This is a genomic window from Streptomyces venezuelae, from assembly GCF_008642355.1.
Taxonomy (GTDB): Bacteria; Actinomycetota; Actinomycetes; order Streptomycetales; family Streptomycetaceae; genus Streptomyces; species Streptomyces venezuelae_B.
Genome location: NZ_CP029193.1, coordinates 7,442,030 through 7,466,521 on the forward strand (window position 1 = coordinate 7,442,030; position 24,492 = coordinate 7,466,521).

27 protein-coding genes are annotated in these 24,492 nt (G+C 71.9%); 12 read left to right on the forward strand and 15 right to left on the reverse strand.

Annotated features, from left to right (window positions below):
• Positions 1–7: 7 nt before the first annotated feature.
• Positions 8–1,105, reverse strand: coding sequence for a PAS domain S-box protein (locus DEJ47_RS33715; RefSeq protein ID WP_223828598.1), 1,098 nt, complete (start codon positions 1,103–1,105; stop codon positions 8–10).
• A 262-nt stretch (positions 1,106–1,367) separates the two neighbouring features.
• Between DEJ47_RS33715 and DEJ47_RS33720 the strand changes: the two genes are divergently transcribed.
• From DEJ47_RS33720 to DEJ47_RS33730, 3 genes are read left to right on the forward strand one after another with little or no spacing between them, the layout of a single operon-like run.
• The gene (locus DEJ47_RS33720) at positions 1,368–2,741 is read left to right on the forward strand and encodes an acetyl-CoA carboxylase biotin carboxylase subunit family protein (RefSeq protein ID WP_150174876.1); all 1,374 of its coding nucleotides are present in this window, start codon (positions 1,368–1,370) and stop codon (positions 2,739–2,741) included.
• On the forward strand, positions 2,738–4,756 hold the full coding sequence (locus tag DEJ47_RS33725; protein ID WP_150174879.1) for a PEP/pyruvate-binding domain-containing protein: 2,019 nt from the start codon (positions 2,738–2,740) through the stop codon (positions 4,754–4,756). Before DEJ47_RS33720 ends, DEJ47_RS33725 begins: the two co-directional genes overlap by 4 nt.
• On the forward strand, positions 4,753–6,099 hold the full coding sequence (locus tag DEJ47_RS33730; protein WP_150174881.1) for an MFS transporter: 1,347 nt from the start codon (positions 4,753–4,755) through the stop codon (positions 6,097–6,099). Before DEJ47_RS33725 ends, DEJ47_RS33730 begins: the two co-directional genes overlap by 4 nt.
• Here DEJ47_RS33730 and DEJ47_RS33735 read toward each other — a convergent pair.
• Entirely contained in the window at positions 5,987–6,619 is a 633-nt protein-coding gene (locus DEJ47_RS33735) for a hypothetical protein (protein WP_150174884.1), read from the reverse strand. The genes DEJ47_RS33730 and DEJ47_RS33735 overlap by 113 nt on opposite strands.
• A gap of 74 nt (positions 6,620–6,693) precedes the next feature.
• On the opposite strand from DEJ47_RS33735, the gene DEJ47_RS37180 reads away from it, so the two are divergent.
• Complete coding sequence (locus DEJ47_RS37180) at positions 6,694–6,837, forward strand: hypothetical protein (protein ID WP_223828599.1); 144 nt, start codon at positions 6,694–6,696, stop codon at positions 6,835–6,837.
• A gap of 168 nt (positions 6,838–7,005) precedes the next feature.
• On the opposite strand, the gene DEJ47_RS33745 is transcribed toward DEJ47_RS37180, so the two are convergent.
• From DEJ47_RS33745 to DEJ47_RS33770, 6 genes are read right to left on the reverse strand one after another with little or no spacing between them, the layout of a single operon-like run.
• Positions 7,006–8,241 carry a cytochrome P450 family protein gene (locus tag DEJ47_RS33745; protein WP_150174887.1) on the reverse strand — a complete coding sequence of 412 codons (1,236 nt, stop codon included), beginning with the start codon at positions 8,239–8,241 and terminating at the stop codon, positions 7,006–7,008.
• Between the two features lie 13 nt (positions 8,242–8,254).
• On the reverse strand, positions 8,255–9,463 hold the full coding sequence (locus tag DEJ47_RS33750; protein ID WP_150174889.1) for a cytochrome P450: 1,209 nt from the start codon (positions 9,461–9,463) through the stop codon (positions 8,255–8,257).
• Positions 9,460–10,071 carry a GTP-binding protein gene (locus tag DEJ47_RS33755; protein WP_150174892.1) on the reverse strand — a complete coding sequence of 204 codons (612 nt, stop codon included), beginning with the start codon at positions 10,069–10,071 and terminating at the stop codon, positions 9,460–9,462. Before DEJ47_RS33755 ends, DEJ47_RS33750 begins: the two co-directional genes overlap by 4 nt.
• Complete coding sequence (locus DEJ47_RS33760; RefSeq protein ID WP_150174895.1) at positions 10,049–10,405, reverse strand: DUF742 domain-containing protein; 357 nt, start codon at positions 10,403–10,405, stop codon at positions 10,049–10,051. The genes DEJ47_RS33755 and DEJ47_RS33760 overlap by 23 nt, the downstream gene beginning before the upstream one ends.
• Positions 10,402–10,824 (reverse strand): roadblock/LC7 domain-containing protein, encoded by a 423-nt coding sequence (locus tag DEJ47_RS33765; RefSeq protein ID WP_150174898.1) that lies wholly within the window; start codon positions 10,822–10,824, stop codon positions 10,402–10,404. Before DEJ47_RS33765 ends, DEJ47_RS33760 begins: the two co-directional genes overlap by 4 nt.
• Positions 10,821–12,200 (reverse strand): ATP-binding protein, encoded by a 1,380-nt coding sequence (locus DEJ47_RS33770; RefSeq protein WP_150174901.1) that lies wholly within the window; start codon positions 12,198–12,200, stop codon positions 10,821–10,823. Before DEJ47_RS33770 ends, DEJ47_RS33765 begins: the two co-directional genes overlap by 4 nt.
• Positions 12,201–12,721: 521 nt before the next feature.
• On the opposite strand from DEJ47_RS33770, the gene DEJ47_RS33775 reads away from it, so the two are divergent.
• From DEJ47_RS33775 to DEJ47_RS33785, 3 genes are read left to right on the forward strand one after another with little or no spacing between them, the layout of a single operon-like run.
• Positions 12,722–13,081 carry a hypothetical protein gene (locus tag DEJ47_RS33775; RefSeq protein WP_150174904.1) on the forward strand — a complete coding sequence of 120 codons (360 nt, stop codon included), beginning with the start codon at positions 12,722–12,724 and terminating at the stop codon, positions 13,079–13,081.
• A gap of 51 nt (positions 13,082–13,132) precedes the next feature.
• Positions 13,133–13,777 (forward strand): GNAT family N-acetyltransferase, encoded by a 645-nt coding sequence (locus tag DEJ47_RS33780; protein ID WP_150174907.1) that lies wholly within the window; start codon positions 13,133–13,135, stop codon positions 13,775–13,777.
• Between the two features lie 13 nt (positions 13,778–13,790).
• Complete coding sequence (locus DEJ47_RS33785) at positions 13,791–14,342, forward strand: YciI family protein (RefSeq protein WP_150174910.1); 552 nt, start codon at positions 13,791–13,793, stop codon at positions 14,340–14,342.
• 27 nt (positions 14,343–14,369) lie between these two features.
• On the opposite strand, the gene DEJ47_RS33790 is transcribed toward DEJ47_RS33785, so the two are convergent.
• A complete protein-coding gene (locus tag DEJ47_RS33790; RefSeq protein ID WP_150174912.1) occupies positions 14,370–15,509 on the reverse strand; it encodes an aminotransferase class V-fold PLP-dependent enzyme in 1,140 nt (379 codons plus the stop codon).
• Between the two features lie 241 nt (positions 15,510–15,750).
• Complete coding sequence (locus DEJ47_RS33795) at positions 15,751–16,887, reverse strand: glutamate--cysteine ligase (RefSeq protein WP_150174915.1); 1,137 nt, start codon at positions 16,885–16,887, stop codon at positions 15,751–15,753.
• Positions 16,888–17,066: 179 nt separating this feature from the next.
• Between DEJ47_RS33795 and DEJ47_RS33800 the strand changes: the two genes are divergently transcribed.
• The 4 genes from DEJ47_RS33800 (at position 17,067) to DEJ47_RS33815 (ending at position 19,784) form a co-directional block, all read left to right on the forward strand.
• A complete protein-coding gene (locus DEJ47_RS33800) occupies positions 17,067–18,032 on the forward strand; it encodes an LLM class F420-dependent oxidoreductase (RefSeq protein ID WP_150174918.1) in 966 nt (321 codons plus the stop codon).
• 8 nt (positions 18,033–18,040) lie between these two features.
• Positions 18,041–18,451, forward strand: a complete 411-nt coding sequence (locus tag DEJ47_RS33805; protein WP_150174921.1) for a hypothetical protein — start codon at positions 18,041–18,043, stop codon at positions 18,449–18,451.
• 121 nt (positions 18,452–18,572) lie between these two features.
• The gene (locus DEJ47_RS33810) at positions 18,573–18,977 is read left to right on the forward strand and encodes a hypothetical protein (protein ID WP_317850851.1); all 405 of its coding nucleotides are present in this window, start codon (positions 18,573–18,575) and stop codon (positions 18,975–18,977) included.
• Positions 18,978–19,097: 120 nt separating this feature from the next.
• A complete protein-coding gene (locus tag DEJ47_RS33815) occupies positions 19,098–19,784 on the forward strand; it encodes a DUF6766 family protein (RefSeq protein ID WP_150174923.1) in 687 nt (228 codons plus the stop codon).
• Positions 19,785–19,800: 16 nt separating this feature from the next.
• Here DEJ47_RS33815 and DEJ47_RS33820 read toward each other — a convergent pair whose 3' ends face one another.
• From DEJ47_RS33820 to DEJ47_RS33835, 4 genes are all read right to left on the reverse strand, one after another.
• Positions 19,801–20,871: an iron-containing redox enzyme family protein gene (locus DEJ47_RS33820; protein WP_150174926.1), complete on the reverse strand. Its 1,071-nt coding sequence runs from the start codon at positions 20,869–20,871 to the stop codon at positions 19,801–19,803.
• Positions 20,868–21,161 carry a CDGSH iron-sulfur domain-containing protein gene (locus DEJ47_RS33825; protein WP_150174928.1) on the reverse strand — a complete coding sequence of 98 codons (294 nt, stop codon included), beginning with the start codon at positions 21,159–21,161 and terminating at the stop codon, positions 20,868–20,870. The genes DEJ47_RS33820 and DEJ47_RS33825 overlap by 4 nt, the downstream gene beginning before the upstream one ends.
• Positions 21,145–21,867, reverse strand: coding sequence for a HemK2/MTQ2 family protein methyltransferase (locus tag DEJ47_RS33830; RefSeq protein ID WP_398338463.1), 723 nt, complete (start codon positions 21,865–21,867; stop codon positions 21,145–21,147). The genes DEJ47_RS33825 and DEJ47_RS33830 overlap by 17 nt, the downstream gene beginning before the upstream one ends.
• A gap of 243 nt (positions 21,868–22,110) precedes the next feature.
• On the reverse strand, positions 22,111–22,608 hold the full coding sequence (locus DEJ47_RS33835; protein WP_150174930.1) for a DUF6328 family protein: 498 nt from the start codon (positions 22,606–22,608) through the stop codon (positions 22,111–22,113).
• 136 nt (positions 22,609–22,744) lie between these two features.
• Between DEJ47_RS33835 and DEJ47_RS33840 the strand changes: the two genes are divergently transcribed.
• Positions 22,745–22,972: a DUF5133 domain-containing protein gene (locus tag DEJ47_RS33840; protein ID WP_150174932.1), complete on the forward strand. Its 228-nt coding sequence runs from the start codon at positions 22,745–22,747 to the stop codon at positions 22,970–22,972.
• Between the two features lie 35 nt (positions 22,973–23,007).
• Here DEJ47_RS33840 and DEJ47_RS33845 read toward each other — a convergent pair whose 3' ends face one another.
• Positions 23,008–24,399: an NADP-dependent succinic semialdehyde dehydrogenase gene (locus DEJ47_RS33845; protein WP_150174934.1), complete on the reverse strand. Its 1,392-nt coding sequence runs from the start codon at positions 24,397–24,399 to the stop codon at positions 23,008–23,010.
• Between the last annotated feature and the right edge of the window lie 93 nt (positions 24,400–24,492).

The following is a 24,492-nucleotide window of genomic DNA, read 5'->3' on the forward strand; positions in this document are numbered from 1 at the left end:
TTGCTGGTCAGACTGTGCTGAGCGGATGGGCCGCCGTCGCCGAGCGCGGCGGCCAGGCGCGGGGTGCCAGGATGCCGAGGACGTAGGCGCGGGCGACCAGGGCAGGGCGGGTCGCCGCGCCCAACAGGTGCCGCAGACGGCTCAGATGGTAGTCGACCGTCTGCCGCGACAGATGCAACGACGTGGCGATGTCGCCGTTGCTGCTGCCCTCCGCGAGCAGCGACAGGATGCGGATCTGCGCGGCGGTCAGCGCCGGATGCGCCTCGTGGGCGAGGCTCTGATGCGTGGCCACGGCCCACACGTGCCGCGCCCGCGACGTCGAGTGGCCGACCGGCGCGTGACCGACCGGCGCGTGGCCGCCTGAGGGGTGGCCGGTCGACGAGTGACCGATCGACGTGAGGTGCAGCTGCGCGCGCCGCTGCAGACCGTGCGCGTCCACGAGCACCGCGGAGGTCTCCACCCGTCTCGTACGACGGGATATCAGGCCGTTCCAGCGGGCGTGCAGCCGGGCCAGGTCGGGCGACGGTGCCAGGAGGGTGTGCGCGCGGCGGCCCACCAGGTCGTGCGGGCTGACCTGGAACAGTTCGGCCGCCGCCGCGCTCGCCTCGACCACCCGCCCGTTCGCGGAGAGCAGCGCGCAGGGCAGACCGCTGTGGTCGCGCAGGGCCTGCAGGTTCTCCTCCGCCTCCTGCCACTGGACCGTGGCGCGCAGATGGTCCGTGACGTCCACGTAGATCCCGGCGACGCAGGTCCGCGCGTTCTCCCGGACGGGGAAGCGGTGGCCGACCGCCCTGCCCGCGCTGCCGTCCGGGCGCCGGTAGGCGAGGGTGTGGCGGACCGGTGTGCCCCGGCCGAGGATCTCCTGGTCGAGGGCGCGGAACTGTTCGGCGTCCGCGGGCTCGTCGAGGTCCTCGATGTACCTGCCGATCACCTGCTCCGGGACCGTGCCGTAGAGGTGTGCGTAGGCGTGGTTGGCCCACAGGTAGCGGCCGTCGCTGTCCCGTATGAACGCGGCGGCGGGGGCGAGGTCGACGAGGTCCGCGAAGGCCGCGTATCTGCCGGGGGTACCGGTCCTGCTCAGTGCCTTGAAGGTGGAATCGTCCACAGCGGTCTCCGTCCGTATACGACTGGCTGACGCTCAGTCACACGGCACTGGATATCCCGCCCTCAGCTCGCACATGCCCCCTTCTCGGCCGAACTGCCGCAGACGAGACTCAGGCATTTGCCTGAGTCCCCGGTGCCCGGTGGGGCGTTGCGGACATGCCGGGTTTGGTCCCCTGGAGTGAGCGGGTGAACACGCCCCGCCATGTGAAGGCTCGACGGCCCGTATCCACGGCCCGTGACTCGATGAATGGAGACGAACTTCCGTGAGCAAGGTGCTGTTAGTGCATGCCAAGGGTGGTCCGCCGCTCGGTCACGTCCTGTCCCGGACGGCCGCGAGGGCGGAAGTGCACCTGCTGGCGCTCAGCGCTCTGCCTCCCGCCGTGGCGGGGCCCGCCCGGAGACTGTGCGCGTCCGTCGTCACGCCCGACGAGACCCACCGCTCCGACCTGGTGTCCCTGATCGTCGAGCGGGCCGAGACCGTCGGCGCGGACGCGGTGCTCACCTTCTCCGAATACGCGGTCGTCGCCGTCGCCGAGGCGTGCGAGACGCTCGGCCTCGCGGGGGCCGGGAACGCCGCCGCGCTCGCCCGCGACAAGCGGCTCATGCGGCGCACCTGGCAGCAGCACGCCCTCCCGCAGCCCGAGTTCCGCCCCGTCCGCACCGAGGCCGATCTGCACGCGGCAGCCCGCGAGCTGGCCGGACCGCTGCTCCTCAAGGCGGCCTGGAGCGCCGGATCCACCGCGCACCAGATCATCCGCGACCCGCGCGAGGTCCCGGCCGCCTGGGCCCGCTCCAGGGAAGTCATGGCCGAGTCCGCCCAGTTGGGGTTCGCCGAACTGCATGTCGCCGAGGCGGACGCCGACTTCGTCGTCGAGCAGATCGTCACCGGCACCGCGTCGGACTGGTTCGACGAGCCCGGCTGGGGCGACTACGTGAGCGTCGAGGGCGTCGTCGCGGGCGGCACTTTCCACCCGGTCTGCATCAGCGGCCGCATGCCCACCGTCGAGCCGTTCACCGAACGCGCCAGCATCACCCCCGCCCTCCTCGCCCAGGACGCCCAGGACCGGATCGTGGACCTGGCCCGGCGCGCCGTCGACGCGCTCGGCCTGCGCGACTGCGGCACGCACACGGAGATCAAGCTCGGCGCGGGCGGCCGCATGTGGCTGATCGAGACGGCCGCACGGTTCGGCGGCGCGATGACCGTGCCGCAGATCGAGGAGGTCTTCGGCCTCGACCTCGTCGGCGTGCTCGTCGACCACCTCGTCGGACGCCCCGTGGAATGGCCCGAGCGGGCCCTCACCCCGGAGCGGGCGCGCGGCGCCGCGGGCTCCCTCGTCGTCCTCGCCGTCGACGGGGAGGGCGAGGCCTGGCGCGGCCGCAAGGTGTGGGACTTCCCCTCCGTGACCGCGGACGTGTCTCTGAGCCGGGGGAGCGAGCTGTCGGTGGTCCCGGAGAGCTCCCTCGCCGACGGCAGCGTCGTGCCGGTGTACGACCCGGCCGCCGGCGCCAACACCATGGCCGCCCTGTGCCTGCTCTCCGCCACCACCCCGAAGACCGTGCTGCACGACTTCGAGGTCCTGGTCGACGCCCTGCCCCACGTGCTGCCCGCCGCCCGTCCCGAGGAGGTCCCGGCATGACCGCCCAACTGCTCACCGGCCCCGCCGAACCGGCCACGGACCGCACGGTCGTCGGCGAGAACCTCTCCCTGCCGCTCTTCCGCACCCTCTCCGGAGTCCTCGCCGGACACCCGTATCTGAAGGTCGTCGTCGACCGCGCCGAGAACACCTGGCACCTCCTCGACACCGCCGCGCACCCCTTCCACGTCAACTACATCGCCACCCGCATCCTCGGCATGGACCTCACCGCGCTCGACGCGGACCTCGACGCGTTCAACGCCTCCGTCTACACGGACCCCGACCGCCGCTTCCTGCTCGGCGTGCTCTCCCTGCACACCGACGAGGACACCGAAGGCCGCGAACGCACCTTCCTCGTCCTGGAGACGACCGAGGCCGACACCATGCACGGCGAACTGCTCGCGTTCTTCCACGAGTTCGTGCGCGCCCGGGTCGACGGCAGGCTGCCGCTCCTCCTGAAACCCGCCAACCACGGGCAGGAGGAGGCCCTCGCGGCGATCAGTGAACAGAGCGTGCCGCGGATCCTCGGCCACGAACTCTTCGGCTCCCGCGCCCGCACCCCGCTCAACCCCGGCGAGGCCACCGGCCGACTGCGGTTCTTCCGCACGCACGACGAGTACACCGCGGCGGCGGGCGAACTCGGCTGGGCGGACATCGTGGCCATGCCCTGTCTGCCCGACGACGTGCCCCGCGTCGCGGGATTCCTCAACACCGCGCCGATCACCCCGCTCTCCCACACCAATGTCCTCGCCTCAGGGTGGGGCATCCCCAACGCGATCGTCCGCGACCTGGAGCACCTCGTCGCGAAGGACGGCCTGGACGGCGCGTGGGTCCGCTACCGGGTCCGCGAGGACGAGATATCCCTCGAACGCCTCGACCACGCACCCGACGTGCGCGCCCCCGCCTGGCACCAGCAGCGCATCCGCCTCGAACCGCCGCTCCTCGAAGACGCCCCCGTGCTCGCCCTGCACCGGCTGCGCAGCACCGACCGCGACCGCTACGGCACCAAGGCCGCCAACCTCGGCGAACTGCACCACGTGCTCGACAGCCGCACGGCCGATCTGACCGCGTTCTACGGCCGGCCGCGGCCCCCGCGCGAGAACCTCCACGGTCACCTCGCGGCCCGCCTCGGCCTCAGCGCCTTCCATACGGGAGCGCCCACCGGCAGCGAACTGCGGGCCGCGGCGGCCGAGTTCGTGGCGTCTTCGGTCAGCGCGCCGAACGGCGTCGCGCTGCCGTTCGCTCTCCAGCAGCACTTCCTCGCCTCGTCCGCCGTCCTGCAACAGGGCATCGGCAAGCTCAAGATGGCGCTCGAACTCGACGCCACCGACGTCCTGGACTCGCTCTGCCTGCAACTCCAGCACCTGATCCGGCAGACGCCCGTCCCCGAGCCGGTCACCCGGCAGATCAGTCAGGCGTTCCCCGCCCACTCCAACAGCCGCCTGGTGGTGCGCTCCTCGTCCAACGCCGAGGACCTGCCGGGCTTCTCCGCGGCCGGTGTCTACGACTCCGTGACGACCGTCCACGGCGCCGGTGAACTCCTCGACGCCGTACGCCAGGTGTGGGCCTCGCTGCTCTCGCCCCGCAGCGTGCGCCTGCGCCACGACGTCGGCATCTCGCTGGACGACACGTACATGGGCGTCATCATCCAGGAGTACGTCCCCGCCTCGCTCGGCGGCGTCCTGGTGACCTGCAACCCGACCCGCCGCGAGGACTTCCGCAACGTCTACCTCAACTGTTCCCCCGGCTCCCCGGAACAGGTCGTCGAGGGCTCGGTCCTGCCGCAGCAGTACCTGTACAACACCGTCGAGGGCGGCGGCCGCACCGTCGCCCTCGGCTCCTGGGGCGACGGGCTCTCCGCCGCCACCCGCGCCCGGCTCGCCGACCTGTCCCTGACCGGACGGCTCCTGCAGTCCCACTTCAGCGCGGACGACGTGGACAGGCCGCTCGACATCGAGTGGCTGATGACCGACCGGGGCGACTTCCGGCTGGTCCAGATCCGCCCGTACGCGCTGTGAGGGCGGCCTCGCGAAAGCAGGCGGCCACCGGCCTCACGGACACCGCCCGTCGCATCATCCGCCTCAACTACGGCTTCCAGCTGCTGTTCAACCTGCTGTGGTGGATGCCGGTGTTCTACGCCTACCAGAAGGCCGCCGGACTCTCCGACGGGCAGATCTTCGGCATCCAGAGCATCTACTACGTCGCCTTCTGCCTGTTCGAGATCCCCACCGGGCTCATCGCCGACCGGATCGGCACCCGCAACTGCCTGCGCGCCGGAGCCGTCGTCATGACGGCCGCGAACCTGGCACCGGTGGTCAGCGCCTCGTACACCGGCTTCCTCGTCCACTTCCTGGCCATCGCCGCCGGCCGGTCCCTCACCTCGGGAGCGGCCAGCGCCTACCTGTACGACGGGCTGCGCGCCGAGAAGTGCGACGACCACTACCTGAAGGCGGAAGGTACTGCCCGTGCGCTCGGCCTCGTCGCGAAGGTCGTGTGCTGGCCGCTGGTCGGCCCGCTGATGGCCGTGGCACACCCCACGCCGTACGTGCTCAGCGCCGCCAGCGCGGCGGGCTCCGTCGTCTGCGCCGTCGCGCTGCCCCGCATCGCGGGCGCGGACGGCCGTACGGAGAAGGGGGACGCGGCACGCCGGGGTGGCGCGTTCCTGCGGGACGCGGGCACCGCGCTGCGCTGCGTCGCCTCCTCGCGGTGGCTGGCCCTGGTGATGGTGCAGGGCGTGGCGATCTTCACGCTGTCACGGATCTGCCAGGTCAACCTCTTCCAGCCGATCCTGCTCGACCACGGCATCGCGGAAGCCTCCCACGGCGGTGTGATGGCGGCGATGACCGTGGCGGAAGCGGTGGCCTCGGCCCGACCGCAGTGGCTGAGCCGCCGCCTGCCACCGGTCGCCTGGGTGTCGATCCTCAGCCTCGCACTCGCGGGCAGCCTGGCCGCCATGACGTTCGGCGGGCCGTGGGCCGTCGTCGTGCTGCTCTGCGTGTTCGCCGCCGCGACCGGCTTCGCGTACCCCATCCAGCGCAAGCTGGTGAACGACGCGGTGCCCGCGGACGCCCCGCGCGCCACGCTGCTCTCCGTCGAGAGCATCGTGGACCGCGCGGTGTGCGCCCTGGCCGCGATCGCCGCGGGCGCCTACCTCGCCGCGGGGCGCCTGGACGCCCTGCTGTGGCACAGCGCGCTCGCCACGGCGGTGCTCCTCGGGGTCTTCCAACTGCTCCTGCGCAGCGGGGTCGTCAGGCGGGAGCCCGGCGGCCGAGCAGCTCCACCACACCCACCGGCAGGAACGCCGGCCGGTGCGGGCGGCCGACCTGGTACGGAACGAATCCGAGCGAGGCGGCCACGCTGACCTCCTCCGTGGTCTCCGCCTGATAGACGACCCGGCAGTGGCCGGAGCCGGCCTTCGCCCGTTGCCAGAGGGCGGGGGCCGGCTTGCGTTCCGCCTCGGTGCGCGGGGTCAGGACGCGGTCCCCGAAGTCCTGCCACGCGAAGGGCGCCGACCCCTCCCACGTGGAGTCGACCTCCTGCCGCAGCCGCGCGGCCCGCTCGGCGTCCGTCGAGCCCCACGAGGACGGCACGTTGGTGATCAGGCCGACGGGGATGCCGCGTGCGCGCAGGGCGCGCAGATAGGCGGCGGCGCCGGGCCGATAGGTGATGCTGCCGTCGTCGGCGGTGTGGACGAGCGTCTCGCCCAGGTCGAAGTAGACGACGGGGCAGGCCTGTTGGCGGGCGGTGGTCACCGTGGCCGTGCCGCCGCCCGCGTCCCTCGGTGCCGCCGCGCTCGCCGTGGGGCCGAGCGCGGTCGATGTCAAGGCGGCGCCCAGCGCGAGGATCGCCCACGCGGAGCCCTTGGAGACGGAACTGTTCATGCGTCGTCGCCCTTTCCTAGGCCGCACCGGTCCACCACGCACTACCCCCGCACACCACGTGTCACTCCCGCCCCGTGGAAGGGCACAGCGCCAGGAGTCAGGACGCATCGGGTCAACCGGGCGTCATCGGCATCGCACTCGCCGCCGAGCTCACGGCCATGCTCGCGCAGGGCTCATGGCAGTGGTTCGCCACGTACGCACGGAACCTCACGGCGTAGGCGCTGGTCGTCGGCCTCTGCCTGTCCATCGCGCCGGCCCCGCCCCCGCCGACGGGCAGGCGTTCCGGAGCCACGAGGCCGTCGCCGACTGCCTGTCCGCCACGACGACCCTGTGGCTCCCCGTCTATGCCGCCGGAGCGGCCGTGCTGGTGGCCCTCGCCGCCTGGCTCACCGGCCGCTCGCGGGCTTGAGCCGCACGGGAAGCGACTGGTGGCCGTTGCTGAGCAGTGAACCGAGCGGCTTCAACGCGTCGACGGGCACAGCGAGTTCAAGCTCCGGGAAGCGTCCGAAGAGCAGGCTCAGGGCCGTGCTGACCTCCAGCCGGGCGAGGGGCGCCCCCAGGCAGAAGTGGACGCCGTGGCCGAAGGCGAGGTGCTCCTTGACCGTGCGCGTGACGTCGAAGTCGTCGGCGCTCTCGCCGTGCCAGTCGGGGTGGCGGTTGGCGGCCGCGTAGGACGCGAGTATCGCCTCGCCCTTGGCGATGGTCTGCCCGTCGGCCAGGGATATGTCGGTCACCGCGAACCGCAGGGGCAGGTGCCTGACCGCCGGTTCGAAGCGCAGAGTCTCCTCGACGGCCTCGCTCCAGTCGACCTCGCCCGACCGGAGCAGGGCGAGCTGGCCGGGGTGGGTGAGCAGCTGCGTGATCGCCTGGTCGATGACGTTGACCGTGGTCTCGTACCCGGCGCTGATCATCAGGAGCAGGGTGTCGCGCAGCTCGTCCTCCGACAGGCCGCCCTCCTCGTCCTCGTCGCGCGAGGTGATCAGCAGGGACGTCATGTCGTCGCCGGGCTCGGCGCGCTTGGACGCGATGAGCAGGTGCAGGGCCTCGTACAGCGCCTTGGTGTTCGCCTCGGACTGCTCGGCGGTCAGCGTGGTGTCGAACACGCCGTCCACGACCCGGCGGAAGGCGTCCTGCTGCTCGGCCGGTACGCCCATGAGCCGGCTGATGACCGCTATGGGCAGCGGGTACGCGAGCTGCTCGCGCAGGTCGACGGTCTCACCGGGCGGCAGCGCGTCGAGACGGTCGAGGATGCCGGTCACGACGTCGTCTATGTTCTCCTTCAGCGCGGCTATGCGGCGGGCGCTGAAGGCGGGCGCGACCATGCGCCGCAGGCGCCGGTGATCGGCTCCGTAGGCGGTGAACATGTTCTCCACCGCCACCCACAGGGCGAGCGGCCACCGTTGGATCGTCTCGCCGTACTCCGGCCAGTGGGCGCGGGCGTCCTTGGAGACGCTCGGACTGGTGAGCAGCTCCTTGAGGAGCGCGGGGTCGGCGACGGACCAGGCGGTCACGCCCAGGATGTCGACACGGACCGCCTGGCCGTGCGCCCGCAGCGCGCGGTGCTCGTCGTGGGCGCGGGCTCCGGTGGGGTCGAGGACGATCGGCTGCGTGGGCACGGCCATGGTGGTGGTCCCTTCAGACGGATGAGGCGGTGGGGAACGTGACGGGCAGTGCGGCCAGCGCCCGGTGGAAGGGTCCGGGACGGCGGACCAGGTTCTCGGGGGCGGTGGCCAGGTCCATCTCGGGCAGCGCGTCGAGCAGGTGCGTGATGGCGGTCTCGGCGATGAGGTAGGCGTGCGGACGTGCCGGGCAGGCGTGCGGCCCGGTGCTCCAGGACAGGTGCGCGCGGTTGCTGCCGGTGCGCTGGTCCCCGAGTGCGGGATCGTTGTTGCAGGCGGCCATCGAGATGACGACCGGCTGGTGTGCGGGCAGCAGGAACCCGTCGACGTCGACGGGGTGCGGCGGATAGCTGATGCAGTAGTTCGCCAGCGGCGGATCGGTGTAGAGCACCGTGTCGAGCGCCTCGCGGACCGAGGAGCCGCCCGCGTGCAGGTCACCGGAGAACTGGTCGTCCGTGAGGACCTTCAGGACGGTGTTGGCGATCAGGTTGGTCAGGGGCTCGATCCCGGCGCCGTACAACGTGACGAGCTGATGGGCCATCTCGATGTCGTCGAGCTCCGCCTCGTGCGCGAGGAGCCGCGAGGTGATGTCGTCGCCGGGCTGCCGGTGGCGCAGCGCCACCAGATCGGCGACCGCCTGGGAGAGGATCTGGTTGCCGCTCGCGGCGTCCACCCCCTCGAAGATCTTCGCCATGCCGTCGGCGATGCGGCGGCCCATCTCGTCCGGGCAGCCGAGGAGCGCGCTCAGGACGCGGAAGGAGATGGGCCAGGCGTACTGGGTGAGCAGGTCGGCGCCCTCGGCGTCCCGGAACTCGGCGATCGTCGCGTCGGCGACCCGCTCGACCACGGTACGCAGTTCGTGCTGGTCGACGGCGTTGATCGCGGCACTGTTCGCCGACCGGTAGCGGGTGTGCGCGGGACCCGCCGAGCGCAGCGCGTTGGGGCGGTGCTCCATCATCGGGCGGACCGGGCAGGTCTCCGGCACGGACTGCTCCCACACCCGCGGATCGGCCGGGAACCGCAGCGGATCGTTGAGGATCCGCCGGGCCTGCGCGTAGCCGATGACGAGGGTCGCGGGGACGCCGGGGACGAGGTCCACCGGCACGAACGGCCCGAACTCGGCCCGCATCCGCGCGTACGCGGCGTGCGGGTCGGCCGCGAACTCGGCCTCGTACAGGGCGATCCGGCGCTCGGGCGCCACATCGATCGTGGTCGGGGTGGTCACGGGCGGGGCTCCAAAACAGGTGCGTGCAACTCGGTCAGGTACTCGCAGAGGGTGATCAGGGCCAGGACACTGGACGTGCCGTCCCGCGCGTCACACGTCGTCAGCGGCGTGTGCGGATCCAGGTCGAGGGCCTGCCGGATCTCGTCCAGGTCGTAGCGCGGCGCGTCGTCGAACAGGTTGATCGCCACCGCGTACGGAGTGCCCTGCTCCTCGTGCAGGGCGAGGATCTCGAAGGAGGCCTCCAGATTGCGGGTGTCAACGAGGACCAGCGCGCCGAGGGCACCCTCGGTCAGCCCCGCCCACATGGGGCGGAACCGGCCTTGTCCCGGCGTGCCGAACAGGTACAGGACCAGGGCGTCGCTGAGGTGCAGGCGCCCGAAGTCCATGCCGACCGTCGTGGTCGTCTTGCGCGGGGTGCGCGCGAGGTCGTCCACCCCTTCGCTGGCCTGGGTGATCCGCTCCTCCATGCGCAGCGGCGGGATCTGGGAGACGCTGCCCACGAACGTCGTCTTGCCGACGGCGAAGCTCCCGGAGATCACGATCTTCGCGGACCGGGTGACGCCGGGTGGCACATAGATGAGGCCGTCAGACGAGGGCGCGGAGACCACGCAGTACCTCCTGGAGCAGATCGGTTTGTGGTTGGTCCTCGTCCGCGGCGACGGGGCGGGTCAACAGGCCCTCGTCGATGAGGGAGGAGACGAGGATGCGGACCGTGGAGGGAGGGAACTCCAGGGCCGCCGCGATGTCCGCGACCGCGAGCCCTCCGCCCATGGACCGGTCGAAGAGGCCCATGACCCGCCGGGCGTCCGCGCCCAGGCCCTCGGCCGTGCCGCTCGCGGCGATCACCACGGTCTCCAGGCGCACATCCGGATCGGCGCGGACCCGCCCGTCGGTACGGACGTAGGGCCTGACCAGGTCCGGGTCCCGCCGCGGGCCGCTCACGTCGTCGGCAGGCCGAGCTGGGAAGGCTGCCGCGGCGCGACCTTCATCTCGTGGCCCACCCGCTGGGCCAGCTCCAGCATGTGATGGGTGATCAGGCCGATGTCGGCGTCGGGGCCCGTGGTCTGCACCGACAGCATCGTGTTGCCGCCCGCCTGGGTGATCAGCCCCACATGGTTGGTGAGCTCGATCAGCGCCTGCCGGGTGCCCCCGCCGCCGGTCTCCTCGTCGTACGCGAGAGCGGCGGCACGGACGGCCGCGGTGATCGCGGCGAACTTCTCCGCCTCGTCCTGCCCGATCCCGGCCGTCCGGGAGTGCAGCAGACCGTCGGAGCTCATCAGCACCGCGTGCCGGACGCCTTCGATGGACCCCAGGGCGCGGTCCAGCAGCCAGCCAAGTTCGTTGCCGGTGGTCACGGTCATGCTCCTTCGTGCGAGGTGGTCGGGTCTTCGGTGCGCGCGCTGCGCGTCCCCTTCGCCCATGCCGCGGCGATGGACGGCCGCCCCGGCGCCGCCGCCCCGCCGTCGGACGCCGCGGGACGCGGGCTCGCCGCAGGAGTCCTGCGCGACCGGACGGCCAGGCCACTGGCGGTGGTGCGCTTCGCGGTCGGCTGCGCGGGAGCGGCCGTCGCGGGGGCGGGCTCGGCGACCGACACCGGCTGGGGGGCGGCCACCGGCTTGGGGACGGCCGCGGGGGGCGCGGACGTCGTCAACAGGCTCTTGGGGATGAACATGTACACACGTGTGCCGCCGAAGGGGTTCGGTGCCTCCAGGTCGATACGGAACCCGTAGTCACCGGCGAGGGCTGCCGCCGCCCGCAGACCGGTCTGCGGGTGCGCGCCGAGCTGGTTGATGTCGTCGCGCCGGACACCCGTCAGGATCTCCCTCGCCCATGTCAACTGCTCCTCGTTCATGCGCAGACCGGCGTCGTCGACGATGACCGACACCCCGTGGTGGCCCTCCTGGAAGGCGACGTGCACCTTCGCCGACGAGGGGGAGTAGCGCACCGCGTTGTCCAGGAGCACCGCCAGCGCGTGCACGACCGGCCCGACCGCCCGGCTGGTCACCGTGACGCCGAGCTCCTGGTGCTCGACCCGCTCGTACTCCTCGATGCTGCCCATCGCGGCCCGCACCACATCGGTCATCGGCGTCGCCGGCCAGCGGCGCGACAGCTTGCCGCCGGAGAGCACCACGTAGTTCTGGGCGACGAGCAGCATCTGCTGTGTGGGGTGGTCGATGCCGACGAGCGTCGCGTACGCCTCGTCGCCCTCGTGCCGCCGCACGCCCTGACTGACCCGCTGGCTGAGCTTCGACGCCATGCCCACCATCGCGGACGAGACGGCGCGCACGGCCGCGCGGCTGGACTCCTCGGCGCTCCGGCGGGCCCGGGCGGCTTCGATGCGCGCGCTCTCCTGCGCCTCGGCGATCTGCGAACTCGTGCTGGTCTGCGCGTCGTACTGCACCTTGCGCACCGTGTGCGCCGCCGAGTCGGCGAGTTCGGTGAGCCGCTGCGCCAGCGCGGTGTTCACCAGCGCCTCGGGCAGTTCGATGTCGACCCCGTGACCGGTGCCAAGACGTTCCGCCTCGGCGCCCAGCTCGGGGATGACGCCACCGGCGAGCTGCGCCAGGACGTGTTCGGTGGCGTGCTGCCGCCTGGTGATCTCCTCGGCCTGTGCGCGGAGGCGGCCGTTCTCGGCGCGTTCGCCCCGGTACTGGTCCCAGAACCGCCAGGCCGCGCCGCCGGCGGCCAAGGCCAGCACGGAGGGCACCACAGAGGTGGCCTGTATGAGGTCTGTCATCACGTCCTCGAGGTGTGAATGGGGGTGGGGCGGCCATGGGCCGCCGGGCCGGGACACCACTCGGCGCGCGTGACCGGCCGGGATGCGCACGGCCCGCCGGGGCGGCCGTGCGGACACGCCGGTCGTCCCGTGCCGGTGTCAACCCTGCGTGGGGGTGGGGGGCAGGGTTCGCGCCAACTACGGACGGAGCCGAAGTGGTTGACGAGCGGCCTTATGGGCCCGCCGGGCGGGGGGTGGCACCGGGGAGCCGAGCCGGTGGGCGCAACGAGACCGAGGCCGGATCGGGAGCCCGACCTGAATCACCGTACACATCAATTGCTTCCTGGCTTCCCTCGGTTGGTGCGGGCTTCCCATGGCACACGTTTTCGGCCAAATGACTCTTGAAAACAGCCAGTTGGCTTCCGCTTGGCAACGATATCTTGTCGTGTCCATCGTCCGGGGTCCAGATGACCAGGGACCCGCGGGAGCATTCGTGGTCGCGCTTCGGCCATCCGTGATCCACAGCGTCTAGGCTTCCCGGCATGGAGCAGCGCGAAATCATGCAACGAGTCGTCGGCATCCTGACGGAAGCGCTCGAGATGCGGCGACAGGCACGCGAGAACCCGGACGGCGAGATCGACAACAGCGGTGCGGTGGGCGCCATGCTCGAGGAGATGCTGCCGCCCATCGAGATCCCCGCCGACGCCACGCCGATCGAGGTGGCGGCGGTGGTGGGCCAGGAGCTGGGCCCCGTGATCGAGCAGATCACGTCCGCCTTCGCCCTCTCCTTCGCACAACTCGCCGAAGTCCACGACGAGGGGCGCACGGACGTGACGTCAGCGGATGTACTGCGGTCGATCGCCCTGCACTTCGAGAACGAGGAGCACGAAGAGGGCGAGTAGGCTGCGCGTAATGCGCTGCGGCCAGCGGCGCCCATTACGTGTGGAGGTCGCGTGGATACGGCGATGGTGCGGGACTGGGTCGAGGGCTGGGTCGTCTCACGCGGGGCCGCACCCGCGGTGGAGGAACCGTGGGGGTACGCGATCGACGTCGGCCTGCCCCACCACGTGACCCGCCACGTCCTGCCCGACACGGACGAGACCGTCATCCGCCGTCTCGTGGAGAAGACGACAGCTCCCGGCACCTGGCTGAAAGTGTTCGCGGCCCCGGAGGTCATCGCCCCCTGGCTCACACCGGAGTGGGCCTTCGACGACCCCTGCTTCCTGATGTCGACGACCCTGCGCACGGCGGCGACGGACCTCCCGACCGGATACCGGCTCCGCACCTGGAGCCGGGGCGGCGTGACCCGCGCCCTCGTCCTGGCGGCGGACGGCTCCTTCGCCGCCCACGGCCGGGCCGCGGGACCCGACGGCGCCGAGACCGTCGTCTTCGACCAGATAGAGACCTCACCGGCCCACCGCCGCAAGGGCCTCGGACGCACCGTCATGACCGCCCTGGCGAACGCCATGTCCGAGACGGGCGCCCGCAGCGGGGTGCTCGGCGCGACGGTCGCGGGACGCGGCCTGTACGAGTCGCTCGGCTGGTCCGTGGAGGCACCCCTCACCGGTGTCGTCCTCACCTCACCCGACGCGGCCTGAGGAGTCACCGGCCATGGAGTTCTTCTGCCTCCATCGTGACAGGCCCGGTTCGATGACGTTGCGCGAGGAGCTGGGGGAGGAGCACTGGTCGTACATGGACCGGTACGCCGCCGAGCTGATCGCCCGCGGCCCGACCTTCGCCGACGACGGCGAGACGCCCTCCGGCAGCGTGCACATCGTCGATCTGCCGGACCCCGCCGCCGCCCGCGCGTTCGCCCACGACGAGCCCAACCACCAGGCAGGCGTGTACCGGGACGTCCTCCTCCGCCGGTGGCACAACATGCTGGGCCGCACCATGTGGGACTTTCCCGGCGGCCGCACCGGAGGCGACCGCCACCTCGTCCTCGGTCTGGGCCCCGACCGCCCCGCCGGCCTCCCCACCTTGCCCGACGACCAGGACGAGCTGATCGCCTACGGGCCCCTGCTGTCCGACGACGGCACCACGTGGCTCGGCACGGCGGTGCTGCTCCGGGCACCGGACCCGGAGACGGCACGCGCCGTGCTGTCCCCGGACCGGTACGCCGACATCGAGGTCCACCCCTGGGAGTTCGGCGGACGCCGTTGAGCAGCCCTCACCGGTGACGGCGGCGGATCACCGGCCGTCGAGCAGAGGGGACAACGCCGCTGCCAGGCGTTCGTATTCGGTGGGTGTGTTGTAGATCTGGCCGCAGACACGGATGCCGCCGCCGTCCGGCCAGGGCCAGATCAGGACGCGGAAGCCCAGGCGGGCGGCGATCTCCTCGCGGAGGGAGACCGCCTCGTCCGAGGTGCGGGCCAGGCGTGGGGGCAGGCGCAGTGCGCGCATGGCCAGCCGGTCGTCGGCGGGGAGCGCGGTCAGTCCGGGCAGTTCGGAGAGGAGTTCGGCGCCGTACGCCGCGAGGGCACTGTTGTGGGTGCGGACGCGCTCGGAGCCGAGCGAGGCGATGAGGTCGAGGCCCTCCGGCGCGGCGAGCAGGCCCGTGTAGTCGGCGGTCGCCCGGTACTCGACGGAGCGGGGGAAGCCGCGGCCGTCCTCCCAGGAGGGCACGGGCGCGGGCACCCGGCCCCGGTGCGCCGGGGCGGCCACGAGCACCGCGCTGCCCGGCGGCGCGTACCCCCACTTGTGCAGGTTGCCGAACCAGAAGTCGGGCGCCCCCGCGAGCGGGTCGGCGAGCATGCCGGGGGCGTGGGCGCCGTCCACCACCGTGGTCACCCCGCGTTCGGCCAGGTCGGCGAGGAGCGCGGGCGTGGCGATGAAGCGGGCGGTGGGCGAGCTGATGTGGTCGAGAAGGGCGACGCGGGTGCGCGGGGTGAGGCCCGCGAGCACGGCCTTGCGCACGGCTTCCTCGTCGGGGAGCGCCGGGTCGAGGGGAACGGTGACGACGCGGGCGCGGCGGGCCGCGGCCGCGACGACCGTGCCGTAACCGTGGTCGGTGACCAGCACTTCGTCGTCGGGCGTCAGCCGCAGGGCGTCGAGGGCGAGCCCCGCGGCCTCCGTGGCGTTGGTGACGAGGGCGGCACCCTCGGGGTCGGCGCCGAGACGGGCCGCGATACGGCCGCGGGCGTCGGCGAGCCGGTCGGGCACACCGAGGAAGAAGCGGTCCGGGTCGACGGCCGCCTCCTCCGCGATGCTCCGCCGGACCCGCGCGACGGGGACGGGCACGGCGCCGAACGACCCGTGGTTGAGGTGGGCCACTTCGGCACTGAGCCGGAACAGTTCGGGACCGCCGGGAAAGGCGGCGGGCGCGGTCACCGCGCCTCGGGGGCGTGGACGCGGCCGACGGAGACGCTTGGGCGGAAACGTGTATGGGCCATGCCCTGGATGGTCTCAGCTCACCCCGACCGCCGGGCCCGCTCGCCGGAACCCGCTCCACCCCGCCCGCACCGCACACTCCCTCGACACGTCGGACGCGATCGTCTCGTCACGGCCCGACGCGATCGTCGTCGGAGCGTGACGAGAGCGGACGTTCCGGAACGTCAGGCTCGCCGCACGGTCACACCGGGCTCGTGCGGCGTACGCACTCCTTCACCACCTCCCGCAGACTGCCCGTGCGCTCCAGCAGGTCCCGCTGCACGCGCGCGCCGTTCCCGTGCTTCAGGAGGTCCTCCGCGGTGGTGCGGGCCAGGTCGAGGTCGCCGGCGTCCTCAAGGGCCTCGCCGACGTGGTCGAGGAGGCCGCGGACCACCTCGTCGCTCGGCGCCGGACGCATCGTGACCGGGTCGAGCAGCGTGTCCTCCAGGCCGGAACGGGCCGCACGCCACGCGGCGAGACGCAGGGACGCCACTCCGTGGGGGAGCGGCGGGCGCTCCGCGCGCCAGTCGCGTGCGGCCGTCTCCACCAGGCCCCGCGCCAGCGTCGCGATCAGGACCGTCGACGTGGCTTCCAGGCAGACGTCCGACACCCGGATCTCGACCGTGGGATAGCGGTGGGAGAGCCGGGCGTCGAAGTAGACCATGCCCCGGTCGCGCAGGACGCCCGTGGCGGTCATCTCCGCGACCTGCTCCTCGTACCGCTCGGCGGAGCCGAAGATCTCGGTGGGGCCCGCCATCGGCCAGCGGCCCCACACCCTGTTGCGGTAGCTGCTGTACTGGCTGTCGTTGCCCTGCCAGAAGGGCGAGTTGGCGCTCAGTGCGACCAGGACCGGGAGCCAGGATCTGATGCGGTCGATGACCGCCACGCCCTCCTCGTCCGACTCGACCGACACATGGACGTGGCAGCCGCCCGTCAGCTGCTCCTGTGTCGTCAGGCCGAACTGCTCCTCCATCCACTGGAAGCGGCTGCCGGTGTTGACCGCCGGGCTCACGGGCAGCGGCGAGGTGGCGAGCGCGGCCACCGCCGCTCCCACGTCGCCGGCGTGCCGGGCCGCGTCCGCGCGCCAGCGGGCCACCTCGTCCGCGAGGTCGGCCATGTCGGAGCGTGGCTGCGTGGCGAATTCGAGCTGCTGCCCGTGGAGCTCCCTCTCGAAGGTCTCCTCCTCGGGCTCGCGGTAGTCGTCGGCCTGCCTCTCGGCGCCGGAGTTCTCCCCGGTGTCCCTGGCCGCCCGGGCCAGGACGGCCGAGGACAGGGCGCGGGGCTCGCCGCTCTCACGGTCGACCAGGAGGAGTTCCTCCTCCACTCCTACAGTGCGCAAAGGAGACCGCCTCTCTTCCATGTCACATCGCGGCATCCCGCCGCGTTTTTCCGTGGTCGCGCGGACACTCCGTCCGGGACCGTGAGACCCCTGTACCCCGCGACGGGATCCGCAGCCGTACGGTGGAGCTGCGGACTGTCGAAGGTTTCAGGAGGGATCGTTCGGCAAACCGATCATTTATGGTGCAAATCGGCTACACAATGATGACCGAGCAGGCCGGTCCGCGCGCGCTCGTCGACGACCTCGTCGCGGCGGAGCGAGCAGGCTTCGACTTCTCCGTCACCTCCGACCACTACTTCCCGTGGCTGGAGGAACAGGGGCACTCGCCATACGCGTGGAGCGTGCTCGGCGCGGCCGCGCAGGCCACCTCGCGCATCCCCCTCATGACGTACGTGACCTGCCCGACGGTCCGCTACCACCCCGCCGTCGTGGCACAGAAGGCCGCGACGATGCAGCTGCTCTCCGAGGGCCGCTTCCGGCTGGGACTCGGCTCCGGTGAGAACCTCAACGAGCACATCGTCGGTGCGGGCTGGCCCTCCGCACGCGTCCGCATCGAGATGCTCGAAGAAGCCGTCGAGATCATCCGCGCGCTCTTCACCGGCGACAACGTGAACCACGAAGGCACCCACTTCGACGTGGCGAACGCCAAGCTGTGGGACGTGCCCGACGAACTGCCGCCCATCGGCATCGCGGTCTCCGGCGAACGCTCCTGCAAGCTCGCCGGACGCCACGCCGACCTCGTCATCGCGACCGAGCCCAAGGCCGAGCTCATCGAGTCCTTCGACAAGCACGGCGGCCGCGGCAAGCCGCGCGTGGGACAGCTGCCCGTCTGCTACGACACCGACAAGGACGCCGCGATCGCCCGCGCCCACGACCAGTTCCGCTGGTCCGTCGGCGGCTGGCCCGTCAACTCCGAACTGCCGGGACCGTCCGGGTTCTCCGGCGCAACCCAGTTCGTCACCAAGGAGGACATGGCCGAGCAGATCCCCTGCGGCGACAACGTCGACGACTTCGTCGAGGCCGTACGCCCCTTCGCCGAGGCGGGCTTCACGGAGATCGCCCTCGTCCAGGTGGGCGGCGACCAGCAGCGCCCCTTCATCGACTGGGCCGAGAAGAAGCTCCTGCCCGCCCTGCGGGAACTGTGAGCGGCCGGATGGCCGGCGAGCACCCCGTATCCCCGCACCCCCCGTCCGCGGACCTCGTGCAGGTGGTCCTCGGTGAGTGCTCCCCGGCCGACGCCGACACCGTGTTCACCGTGCTGCGCGAACACTTCCCCTCCGACCGCGGGTCCGACGCGCCGGGCCAGACCCGGGAGGCCACCCCCGAGGTCTGGACCGGCGGGTTCCTCGCCGACCACAGTCCGGGCTCCGTACCCGGCGTGCTGCTCGCGGGCTCGGTCACCGCGGATCTGCAGGGCGCGCCGGTCGCCGTGTCCCGTCTCCGTGCGGCACTCGCGTCGGCGTTCGTCGTGACGGACGCGGCCACCGCGTCCGGGGACCAGGAGGTCGAGCTGCAGCTGCGCCTGACCGGGCCCGACCAGGGGGCACCGCCCGGCGACGACTGAGTGGTTGCCCCGATCGGGTGTGCGTCCGCGTGTCGGATCCCGGCCTTCCGTACGGCGTGCCGGGGTGCGGCATGGTCGAAGGACCCGTATCCCTACGGGACCGCGAAGGAGTACGGCACTGGTGCGCGCAACACGACTGGGCGTCGCCGTGACACTGCTGGGCTGCGCACTCGGCGGCTGCGGCGGCGTCGACGCACGCGAGGGCGCCGCGACCCGTGCCGCCGCCCGCTTCGAGGCCAGTCTGCGCGCCCCGGACGCCGCGCGCGGATGCGCGGCACTCGCACCCGGCACCCTCGACGAACTGGAGCAGTCCGCCGGGCAGCCCTGCGCGAAGGCCCTGCCGGAGGCGGAGATCCCGCTGTCGACGGGGGTGCGGCACGTCGACGTGTACGGACGTCAGGCCCGCGTCGTCACCGACCGCGACACCCTCTTCCTGTCCTCGTTCCCCGACGGCTGGAAGATCACGGCCGCAGGTTGCACACCCCGCCCGGAGAAGCCGTACCAGTGCCAGATCAAGGGGAGTTGACCGGTGCGGACGATGTTCACGGTGTATCTGGTGATGGTCGCCGCGGGGCTGGCCTACTGCACGGTGCTCGGACTGATCCAGCGGTGAGGGCTTTCCGGTGGTGAAGGGGTTGATGCGGCGGTGAAGGGGCTCCTGCGTTTTGCGCGCGAGAACAGTCTGACGCTCGCCTTCGGCGTGGGCTTCCTGCTGTCCCTGGCCGGGCAGGCGGTCGCGGGGCACGCCGACTTCAACAACCAGCTCGTCGCGGAGGACCTGGCCCCGATGAGCTTCGGCGGCTATCTGCTGTCCTCAGACTTCGCCGTGGACGTCATGGAGAACTGGCAGTCCGAATACCTGCAGTTCTTCCTCTACATCTTCGGCACGGTGTGGCTGCTCCAGCGCGGGTCGCCCGAGTCCAAGGAGCTCCACAAGGCGGGCACGGAGTCCGACGAGGACCAGAAGGTCGGCGTGCACGCCAAGCCCGACTCGCCGCGCTGGGCGGCGGTCGGCGGCGTACGCCAGGCCTGGTACTCCCGCTCGCTCGGCATCCTCATGTGCACGTTGTTCCTGCTCTCCTGGCTCGCCCAGTCCGTCACCGGCACGGCCGCGTACAACGAGCAGCACCTGCGCGAACTCCAGGCGCCCATCAGCTGGTCCCAGTACCTCGGCGCCGCCGACTTCTGGAGCCGCACCCTGCAGAACTGGCAGTCCGAACTCCTCGCCGTGGGCTGCATGGCCGCGTTCTCCGTCTATCTGCGCCAGCGCGGATCCCCGGAGTCGAAGCCGGTCGGGTCGCCGCACACCGCGACCGGCGTCGAGGGCGGCTGAGGCCGGGCGACGGGCCCTACCCCGTCATGGCGCGGGGTCCGTCGGGCAGCGGCACGAGGAGGGCGCTCCGCCCTCCTCGCCACGCCCGCAGCAGTCGCGCCCCGAGACGGTCCTCCAGGAACCCCGTGGCCCGGACGCCGAAGGCGACGTCCGCCTCCAGACCGGGCTCGGCGGCGAGGAGACCACCCACGACGTCCCGCCGGACCACCTGCTCGTGCACGGCGTCCGCCTCCACGTGCTCGTCGTAGAAGCGCTGCGCCGCGGGACCCGCGCCGGTCCTGCGCAGCGCGGCGGAAAGCCGCCGCGAACCCGGCGACGACGTCACCTCGACCCAGGCGAAGTGCCCGACCAGCGCGCCGCGGTGGGCACGGTGCAGACCGAACAGGGACATGAGGTTCACGGTGGCGAGGACCTCGGCCGGAGCGGCGTCCACGTAGTGGCCGTAGGACGTGTCGAGTCCGAGGTCGGCCATGAGCCCGGCGAAGAGCCGGGCGTGGATGTCCTCGGCGCGGCCCGCGCCGAACTCGTCGTACTCGATGGCCACCATCGCCGCCTTGGCCCGGCCGTGCAGCCGCGGGATGACCCAGGCGTGCGGGTCGGCCTCCTTGAGGTGGTACAGCGAGCGCAGCGCCGCGTACTCCCTGAGCTGCCACGTCTCGCCGTTGCGCTGCAGATGGTGGCTGACGCTCGCCTCGTCGTGCCCGACGGGCTCCACGAGCAGCTCGGACAGCGCGGCCTCGGCGTCGTCGCCCGCCGGCACGTCGGCGTGCAGGGCGTCCAGGAAGCGGCGCTCCAGGACGTGGCGGAGGGACAGGAGGCCGGGGTCCCATTCCCTGTCGTCGGCGACTCCGGCGAACCCTTGGTAGTGGAGTTCGTAGAGGATGTAGAGGGCGAGCTGGAGGTCGTCCCCGTAGGCGTCGGCGTGTCGCGCGTCCCTCGATTCGGGCACGGGCGTGCCGTCCCTCAGTGCGGTGATGACCGCGCGGGACAGGTCACCCCGCGGGGAGGGCAGCTCGGGGCTGCGGCGGCGCGATTCGGGGGCGGTGGGCCGTGCCTCCGTGGTGCGCGTCTGCGCGGGGGCCGTCATGAGGATGCCTCCGGGTTCTGGTCGTCCGTCTCCGGCGGTACCGGCTTGTCCTCGTGCTGTTTCACCCGCCGCCGGTGGCTCGTGTCGCACCACGGGTACGTACGGCTGCGGCGGCAGGTGCAGATCGCCACGGTGAACCGCGACGAGACGGAGACGGTCCCGTCGTCGCCCACCACCTCCACCGGGCCCTCCACGAGGAGCGGGCCGTCCCGGTCGATCGTGACGCGGCGGGGGCGTTCAGGGTGTTCGAGATGTTCAGGTTGTTCGAGGTGTTCAGGGGAGTTCGGCACGGATCACCACCAACTCCTCGCAGGTCTCGCCGTCTTCGAGCAGGTTGCGGTGGCGCAGCCACGATTCGCGCGAGCGCATCACAGGTCCGAACGGGACGAACTCCCGGTCGGCGAGCGCCGGTTTCATGCCGCGGTCCGCGAGCCGTTCGAGCGTGGCGTCCACGCCGCTGAGCGCGGAGTGCACCATCAGGAGGACGCCACCGGGTCGCAGGGCGCCGGGAGCCGCGTCGCAGACCCGGTCGACGATCGCGCGGCCCGCGGGACCGGCGTCCCACGCGCGTGCCGCGCCGCGCCGGGGGAGCCTCGTGGAGGGAGAGGGTACGTAGGGCGGGTTGCTGATCACGTAGTCGTACGGGCCCGCGGGCACCCCGCGCGTCATGTCGCCGCGGCGGACGGTGACGGACTGCCCGGAGAGTCGCGCGTTGACGCGGGCGGTCAGGACCGCGCGCCGGGAGATGTCGAGGGCGGTCACCCGGGCTCCCAGCCGCGCCGCCGCGACGGCGAGCGCGCCGGAGCCGGTCCCCAGGTCCAGTACGGAGGCGTCCTCGCCGATGCGCTCGCGGCGCAGGTTGCGGGCCAGGAGTTCGGTGTCGTACTGCGGTGCGTAGACGCCGGGCAGAGTGATCAGGCGGGGCCGGCGGGTCGGCCGGGTCGCGCGTCCCGTGCGTGCCGGGGTGGGCATGGGTGTCCGCGTGTGCGTGGTCATGTGGCATCTCCCGTCGGCGGGAACTCCACTGGGGGCTCCTCCTCCCACACTCCGCCCGTTCACCATGGGCCACCACCGGAAGGATCACTCAAAGTGAGCCAAAGCGTGACTCATGGTGACTTGAGGTGAACGGTGCGGATTTGCTGCCTGCTTCGGTTCTGACACTGGGTGCCCCGGGCCCCGTGATCCACACCTGACGCGTCAGCGAAGCGCATGCCCGGTCGGCTCGGCGCCGGTTCCGGTTCAGTCCACGGAGGTGTGCTTGTACCGCGCCCACGCGGGCAGCACGAACCAGCACAGCAGGTACCAGCCGACGACACCTGCCACCAGCCACGGCACTACGGTGTTGTCGGTCGCGACGCGCAGTACGAGGAGCAGCGCCGCCGTCAGGGTGCCGAGCAGGAGGATCAGCCCGGCGAGCGTCAGCCGGGACGCCCACACCACCGCGTGCGGTTTGATCCGGCGCCCCGCGACGATGCGGTGGAACGACACCGGACCGATGAGGGCGCCCGTCGCCGTGGAGCCGAGGATCACCGTCACCACGTAGATCGTCCGGTCGGTGTCGTTGAGCTCGGCGAAGCGCGGCGTGAACACGACCGTCAGAAGGAACCCGAAGAGGATCTGCACGCCGGTCTGCGCGACCCGCACTTCCTGGATCAGTTCGGCCCACCGGCGGTCGGCGCGCTCGCTCTCGGTCTCGCGGCGGTCGTTGTCCCTGCCCTTGCTGTTCGCCGTGTCCACAACATCGAGTCTGACGACGAATCACCGGGACTACAAACGGAAGTGCTTCTTGTGGCGCACGTTGTGATTCGAGTTTTCGCGGGCGGGCAGACGGGACGCAGAACGAACGTCGCACACGACCCGATGGAGGCTCTCCATGCTGCTGGCGCACCCCGTCGTCCTGGAAGACCTGCTGGAGCGCTACAAGACCCTGGCCCTGCTCCGTGCCGACCAGGGCAGTGCGGAGAGCCGCCAGGCGTACGAGGACGTCGCCTACAGCCTGTGCCTGGCCACCGGTACCAGCGACATCGACGCCGCCGTCGTCGCGGCCGGGCACCGGCTGCCGGGCGCGAGGACCCTGGACGACTCACTGCTGTCGGCGTAGTCCGCCGGGCCCCCGGAGGGGCCCGGGACCCGTCCCTACGCGCCGTGCCACACCGTCGTCGCGTTGCAGAACTCGCGGATGCCGTGGCCGGACAGCTCACGGCCGTACCCGGAACGCTTGACGCCGCCGAAGGGCAGCCCGGGGTGGGAGGCGGTCATGCCGTTGAAGAACACGCCGCCCGCCTCCAGATCCCGCACACACCGCTCGACGTCGGCCTCGTCCCGGGTCCATACGTTGGAACTCAGTCCGAACGGCGTGTCGTTGGCGAGTGCCACGGCCTCGTCCAGATCCGCGACGCGGTACAGCGTGGCCACCGGACCGAACGCCTCCTCGCGGTGGATCCGCATCTGCGGCGTGACGTCGGCGAGGACGGTGGGGGAGTAGTACCAGCCCCGTTCCAGCTCCTTGGGCCGCTGTCCGCCGCACAGCGCCGCGGCGCCCTTGCCCAGCGCGTCATCGACGAGTTCCGCCAGGTCGTCGCGGCCCTGCTCGGTCGCGAGCGGACCCACGTCGGTGTTCTCGTCCATCGGGTCGCCGACGGTCAGCTCCCGCATCCCCGCGACGAACCGCTCCCGGAACGCGTCGTAGACGTCGGCGTGCACGATGAAGCGTTTCGCGGCGATGCAGGACTGGCCGTTGTTCTGCACCCGGGCGGTGACCGCCGTCGCCGCCGCGCGCTCGACGTCGGCGCTCGGCAGCACGAGGAACGGGTCACTGCCGCCCAGTTCCAGAACGGTCTTCTTGATCTCGTCGCCCGCGACGGACGCCACCGAGCGTCCTGCGGGCTCGCTGCCGGTGAGGGTCGCCGCGGCCACCCGCCGGTCGCGCAGGATGTCCTCGACGGCGCCCGAGCCGATCAGCAGCGTCTGGAAACAGCCCTCCGGGTATCCGGCGCGCGTGAACAGGTCCTGGAGGTAGAGCGCGGTCCTCGGCACGTTCGAGGCGTGCTTGAGCAGGGCCACGTTGCCCGCCATGAGGGCCGGGGCGGCGAAGCGCACGACCTGCCAGAGCGGGAAGTTCCACGGCATCACGGCGAGGACGACGCCGAGCGGGCGGTAGCGGACGATCGCCCGCTCGGCGCCCGAGTCGCTCACGTCCCGCTGCGCGGGGTGCTCGTCCGCGAGCAGGCCCTCGGCGTGCTCGGCGTACCAGCGCATGGCCTTGACGCACTTGGCGGCCTCGGCCTCCGCGGCCTTCACCGGCTTGCCCATCTCGGTCGTCATGGTGCGGGCGATGTCCGCCGCGTCCTCCTCGAGGAGGTCCGCGGCGCGGTTGAGCAGGCGTGCGCGCTCGGCGAAGTCGCTGAGGCGGTGGCGGGCGCAGGCCGATTCGGCGGTCGCCAGCCGGCGTTCGATTTCGTCGCCGGAGAGAGCCTCGAAGGTTTCGAGGGTCTCGCCGGTGGCCGGGTCGACCGTGGCGATGGGCATACGGCTCCTCCTCGGGAACGCGGGGGCGGGACGTGCGGGCGGCCTACGGCGGTCCGGGTCCACGCGGTGCGTCCCCGGGATCCCCACCGTAGG

Bases quoted from the DNA above. Each gene is read 5' to 3' on its own strand.
- DEJ47_RS33725 (WP_150174879.1), top strand. From the start codon at position 2,738: ATGACCGCCCAACTGCTCACCGGCCCCGCCGAACCGGCCACGGACCGC.
- DEJ47_RS33735 (WP_150174884.1), bottom strand. From the start codon at position 6,619: ATGAACAGTTCCGTCTCCAAGGGCTCCGCGTGGGCGATCCTCGCGCTG.
- DEJ47_RS33745 (WP_150174887.1), bottom strand. From the start codon at position 8,241: ATGGCCGTGCCCACGCAGCCGATCGTCCTCGACCCCACCGGAGCCCGC.
- DEJ47_RS33765 (WP_150174898.1), bottom strand. From the start codon at position 10,824: ATGACCGTGACCACCGGCAACGAACTTGGCTGGCTGCTGGACCGCGCC.
- DEJ47_RS33770 (WP_150174901.1), bottom strand. From the start codon at position 12,200: ATGACAGACCTCATACAGGCCACCTCTGTGGTGCCCTCCGTGCTGGCC.
- DEJ47_RS33775 (WP_150174904.1), top strand. From the start codon at position 12,722: ATGGAGCAGCGCGAAATCATGCAACGAGTCGTCGGCATCCTGACGGAA.
- DEJ47_RS33785 (WP_150174910.1), top strand. From the start codon at position 13,791: ATGGAGTTCTTCTGCCTCCATCGTGACAGGCCCGGTTCGATGACGTTG.
- DEJ47_RS33800 (WP_150174918.1), top strand. From the start codon at position 17,067: ATGGTGCAAATCGGCTACACAATGATGACCGAGCAGGCCGGTCCGCGC.
- DEJ47_RS33805 (WP_150174921.1), top strand. From the start codon at position 18,041: ATGGCCGGCGAGCACCCCGTATCCCCGCACCCCCCGTCCGCGGACCTC.
- DEJ47_RS33820 (WP_150174926.1), bottom strand. From the start codon at position 20,871: ATGACGGCCCCCGCGCAGACGCGCACCACGGAGGCACGGCCCACCGCC.
- DEJ47_RS33830 (WP_398338463.1), bottom strand. From the start codon at position 21,867: ATGACCACGCACACGCGGACACCCATGCCCACCCCGGCACGCACGGGA.
- DEJ47_RS33840 (WP_150174932.1), top strand. From the start codon at position 22,745: ATGCTGCTGGCGCACCCCGTCGTCCTGGAAGACCTGCTGGAGCGCTAC.
- DEJ47_RS33845 (WP_150174934.1), bottom strand. From the start codon at position 24,399: ATGCCCATCGCCACGGTCGACCCGGCCACCGGCGAGACCCTCGAAACC.